Genomic DNA, 2,986 nt, shown 5'->3' with positions numbered 1-2,986 from the left:
CGTTCGAATCAAGTCGACAATCCGCATGACGACGCCATCGATCGGCATTGGATCGCTGCAGGTCAAGGAAACGGTCGCATTGAGCCAACCCAATTCCGCTTCCCCTTCGGCGTAGACGTCATAATCCACGTCCATCAACTGTTCACGCGCCGCCGCGTCACCGGCCAGCGACTGGCAAACCGCCTCCAAGTTTTCGCCGGTCTTGGCCGAAAGAAAAATCACCGGCCGACCGGGATACTGCTCTTCGACACAGTCCCGCAACAGGGTTTGCTGCTGGGGAGTCAATTCATCGATGCGGTTGATCAAAATCAACTCGGACTCTTCGAGTTGCTTGCGAAAGATGTATTCGGCCTTTTCCGAAAAACCTCGTCCCTGGCCACCGGTCAAGATCTTCAGCCCGTGACTCGGTTTCAAAATGACCGCGTACGGACTGTGAACAAACTTCTCACCGAGTTGCTCCATCATCGGGATCGCAATCGTGGCGATCAGGTCGGTGCAACTGCCGACCGGTTCGGCGAGGATGATGTCGGGCCGCTGATGGGTTTCAAAGGCTTCGATGGCGTCGGTCAAGCCATGGAAATTGCAACAAAAACATGACCCGGCCACTTCGTTGACATTCAGACCTTGGCTGCGCAGCAGTTCCGTGTCGACCAATCCGGCGGCCTGGTCATTGGTCACCACACAGACATGTTTTCCCTGAGCCTGGTAATACCGCGCCAAGCCGGAGATCAAGGTGGTTTTGCCGGCGCCGAGGAAGCCGCCGATCATGATAAACCGAATGGGAGACGTCATCGTCGCTGTCGCTGGGTACGAAGGGTTTTGCCGAGGGCCAAACATGTCACGGCTGGTGTTCACGCCCCAACATTCTGATGAACGTTAGAATGTCCGTCAAGCGACGCCGATCACCGGTGTGCAACGCTGTGAAGCATTGATTCCCTGCGTTTGACGAGGTGTTAGCGGCAGGGCGCAAGCCCTCCGGTCTCTCATCGTTCCCGAAACACCGGAGGGCTCGCGCCCTACCGCTAAAAAATGCTTCACAGCGTTGCCCGGTGTGGTGGTTCAGTCCGCCGGCGACTGGCCGACATCCAAACGGCAGCAGCCGAAATCGAGCACGCGATTGCGTTTGCGTCGACCCGCGTCGAGAAACTGGTTGTTGAGGGAATAGTAGATGTACTTGCCGTCACGGCGGGTCTGGACGATGTCCGCGTGGTAGAGCACCCTGAGATGGTGCGAAACAACGCCGATCTCTTGGTCCAACAGCTCGGCGAGATCGGAAACGCTCAATGCTCCGACTTGCAGCGCCCGCACGATGCGAATTCGGAGCGGATCGCCGACCGCTTTCAGGTAAGCCGCGCAACGTGTTTCTTCATCGGCGTTTGCTTGCGACACGATTCGTCGATCTCCCGAAGGCCTGCGAAGAAACGAGCGGACATAAGCGGTCTAAGCTGGCAGCTGACGAATTCGCAAGCTGGAAGCTTACGCCGCTTGTTGACGGTCTAGTCAAACGGTGCCGAGGAGCAATGCGACACCGACGGCGCAGGCGATCGTGCCGGTCCCACGCACCCAGGTTGATCGAGACGTTGTCTGGTTGAATGCAGTTCCGATTCCCATGCCGACCAGATGCAGCACGGTGGTGCCCAGGACCATGCCGGCGAGGTATGGCATCGAGACATCGCCCGCGCCCCATCCGGCGCCGTGGGCAAACCCGTGCAAGCCGCCGCAGAGGGTCACAATGGCTGGCAACATCGCGTGGTGGAATCGGCGGACCAAGCAGACTCCCAACGCGATCAGGGCGATCGCGAGTCCAAGATCCAGCCGGAAAATCGGTCCGATTGCCTGCCCGGTCACGCTCGCGACCGCCATCGCCCCACAAAACAACGCCGGAAGCATCCAGCGACGACGCAGCCCGCATTGCGTCGCCATCACCCCGACCAACACCATCGCCATCAGGTGATCGATTCCGGTCCAAGGGTGCGCGATCCCGGTTTCAACTGCTCCGCTGAAGTCATGCGAGTGGCCGGGATGTGCGTTGGCGGTCGAGACGGCCACGAACAAGCTGATCAAAGCCAAGATGCGAAGCATCATAAAAGTTCATCCCGTAAATGGTGAAGCGTTTGAAATCGTTGCGATCGGGCAACAGTCTCCGAACACAGAAGATATCACGGCGAGAGAGGGGTTCAATGGCCCATTGTATCACGCTCGCCAGCGTCGCCCTGCCAGAGTTCATCTTCCAGACCGAAACGCATCTTCAGTTCCAGGTAGCCACAATAGAGTGTCGGCACGATGAACGACGTGAAGGGCTCGACCAACATGCCGCCAAAAACCGGAATGGCCATCGCGCGGGCCACATCGGCGCCGCGTCCATCGGCGATCATGACGGGGATCAACGCCGCCAGCGTCGTAACGGTGGTCATCACGCAGGGACGAATCCGTTTGAGCCCTGCTTCGTAAACCGTGTCGCGGATCTCCTGGACGCTGGTGATCCGGCGTTTTTGGAGCAATTGATGGACGTAGGTCGCCATCACCACCCCGTCGTCCACGGCCAACCCGAACAGCGCGATGAAGCCGACCCAAACGGCGGTGTTGAGTTCGACTTGCATCCACGCGACCAAGATCATCCCACCGGCAAAGGCAACAGGGATACCGGAAAAGACCGCCAGAGAAATCGGCAGGTTCCGGAACTGCACATAGATCAGCAAAAGATTGATCCCCATCACGACGGGGATGATCCACATCAATCGGCGATTGGCTTCGATCTGGTTGCGGAAACTGCCGACGGCTTCGAGCGAGTATCCGGTGGGCAGCGAAAGTCGATTGGGGTTGGATTCCGGCAACGTCTGGGCTTGCCGCAGCTGTTCTTCAATGGCCGCAACCGACTCCAGATCCCCAACGCTACCGTTGGTCATGAAGGCCACGTGCGCGATCAGACGTCCGTTCTCACTGTTGATCGCACCTGGGCCCCAGGTGGTTTCCAAACTGGCAAGTT

Annotated in this window: 4 protein-coding genes; all 4 read right to left on the bottom strand. The window is 58.6% G+C overall.

Going from position 1 to position 2,986, the window contains the following annotated elements; translation table 11 throughout:
- Window positions 1-792 (bottom strand): GTP-binding protein (locus ABX749_RS27915; RefSeq protein WP_372898915.1); only part of this gene is annotated, 792 nt, incomplete at its 3' end.
- A 267-nt stretch (window positions 793-1,059) separates the two neighbouring features.
- Window positions 1,060-1,389 (bottom strand): ArsR/SmtB family transcription factor, encoded by a 330-nt coding sequence (locus ABX749_RS27910; protein WP_372898914.1) that lies wholly within the window; start codon window positions 1,387-1,389, stop codon window positions 1,060-1,062.
- A 111-nt stretch (window positions 1,390-1,500) separates the two neighbouring features.
- Entirely contained in the window at window positions 1,501-2,085 is a 585-nt protein-coding gene (locus ABX749_RS27905; protein WP_372898913.1) for a HupE/UreJ family protein, read from the bottom strand.
- Window positions 2,086-2,177: 92 nt separating this feature from the next.
- A partial coding sequence (locus ABX749_RS27900) for an efflux RND transporter permease subunit (protein ID WP_372898912.1) occupies window positions 2,178-2,986 on the bottom strand: 809 nt, incomplete at its 5' end.

Origin of the sequence: Stieleria sp., from assembly GCF_041595215.1 — a bacterium.
Taxonomy (GTDB): Bacteria; Planctomycetota; Planctomycetia; order Pirellulales; family Pirellulaceae; genus Stieleria; species Stieleria magnilauensis.
This window is presented reverse-complemented; position numbering and strand designations above follow the sequence as displayed.